The organism is Stenotrophomonas sp. 10N36, assembly GCF_056395005.1.
Map to the genome: position 1 here is coordinate 1 of NZ_JBFTIS010000042.1, position 1,933 is coordinate 1,933.

3 protein-coding genes are annotated in these 1,933 nt (G+C 65.9%); all 3 read left to right on the forward strand.

The genetic code is table 11. The features are described from left to right. Positions 1-142: flagellin (locus AC1DCJ_RS20260; RefSeq protein WP_478071636.1), on the forward strand; the 142-nt coding region annotated here is incomplete at its 5' end. An 87-nt stretch (positions 143-229) separates the two neighbouring features. Next, a complete protein-coding gene (locus AC1DCJ_RS20265; protein WP_038688449.1) occupies positions 230-1,408 on the forward strand; it encodes a flagellin in 1,179 nt (392 codons plus the stop codon). A gap of 79 nt (positions 1,409-1,487) precedes the next feature. Continuing rightward, positions 1,488-1,933 (forward strand): flagellin N-terminal helical domain-containing protein (locus AC1DCJ_RS20270; protein WP_478071789.1); only part of this gene is annotated, 446 nt, incomplete at its 3' end.

Here is a 1,933-nt window from a genome sequence, read left to right on the forward strand (position 1 = left end):
CTCGCGTAGCCGCATCCGCGATACCGACTTCGCCAAGGAAACCGCAGAGCTGACCCGCACCCAGATCCTGCAGCAGGCCGGTACGGCCATGCTGGCCCAGGCCAACCAGGTGCCGCAGAACGTGCTCAGCCTGCTGCGCTGATCCACGCCTGCAGTGTCGGCGCCGGCGTGACCGGCGCCGGCATCGACACCGACGTTCAACGCTCCACCCACGCCTGAAGGAACCTCCATGGCACAAGTCATCAACACCAACACGATGTCGTTGAATGCTCAGCGTAACCTGAGCACCTCCGGCAGCTCGTTGGCCACCACCATCCAGCGCCTGTCGTCGGGTTCGCGCATCAACAGCGCCAAGGACGATGCGGCTGGCCTGGCCATCTCCGAGCGTTTCGGCACCCAGATCCGCGGCACCGACGTGGCCATCCGCAACGCCAACGACGGCATCTCGCTGGCCCAGGTCGCCGAAGGCTCGCTGACCGAAATCGGCAACAACCTGCAGCGCGTCCGTGAACTGGCCGTGCAGGCCTCCAACGCCACCAACTCGGCCAGCGACCGCAAGGCGCTGCAGGCCGAAGTGACCCAGCTGGTCAGCGAAATCGACCGCGTGGCCAAGCAGTCCGACTTCAACGGCACCAAGCTGCTGGACGGTTCGTTCTCCAGCCAGCTGTTCCAGGTCGGCGCCAACGCTGGTCAGGCCATTGCCATCGACAAGGTGGTCGACGCCCGCGTCGGCTCGCTGGGCACCAGCACCTTCGCCACCGGTGACACCGCTGCGGTTGCCGCAGTCGCCACCGACGTGCGCTTCGGCGGCAAGGTGATGGGCGTGGACATCGGCACGGTTGAAGTCAAGAACGGCGCCACCCTCGGCGATGCTGCCAAGGCCCTGGCCACCGCGATCAACAGCAAGATCGGCGAAGCCGGCATCTACGCCGAAGCCAATGACGACGGCACCCTGAAGCTGTCCTCGGTCAAGGAAGGCAAGGACGTGGTTGCCGCTGACGTCGCCCTGACCCGCAGCAACTACCAGTCGGCCACCTCCGATTGGAGCGCCGCCGCGGCCACCAGCGCGTACACCGCCGACACCGCCACCGACGCCAACGCACAGAAGCTGGATGTCAGCTCGGTGCTGGGCGCACAGCAGGCGCTGGAAATCGTCGACAAGGCGCTGGGTTCGATCAACAACACCCGTGCTGACCTCGGTGCCATCCAGAACCGCTTCACCTCGGTCGTTGCCAACCTGCAGACCTCCACGGAGAACCTGTCGGCCTCGCGTAGCCGTATCCGCGATACCGACTTCGCCAAGGAAACTGCAGAGCTGACCCGCACCCAGATCCTGCAGCAGGCCGGTACGGCCATGCTGGCCCAGGCCAACCAGGTGCCGCAGAACGTGCTCAGCCTGCTGCGCTGATCCCGTTTGATCCGAAGGCGCCGGCCCACCGGCGCCGCTTCCACCGCACCACGCTCCATGCACGCCTGAAGGAAACCCCATGGCACAAGTCATCAACACCAATACGATGTCGCTCAACGCTCAGCGCAACCTGAGCACCAGCGGCAGCTCCCTGGCCACCACCATCCAGCGCCTGTCGTCGGGTTCGCGCATCAACAGCGCCAAGGACGACGCGGCTGGCCTGGCCATCTCCGAGCGCTTCGGTACCCAGATCCGCGGCACCGACGTGGCCATCCGCAACGCCAACGACGGCATCTCGCTGGCCCAGGTCGCCGAAGGCTCGCTGACCGAAATCGGCAACAACCTGCAGCGCGTCCGCGAACTGTCGGTGCAGGCCTCCAACGCCACCAACTCCGCCAGCGACCGCAAGGCGCTGCAGGCCGAAGTGACCCAGCTGGTCAGCGAAATCGACCGCGTGGCCAAGCAGTCCGACTTCAACGGCACCAAGCTGCTGGACGGTTCGTTCTCCAGCCAGCTGTTCCAGGT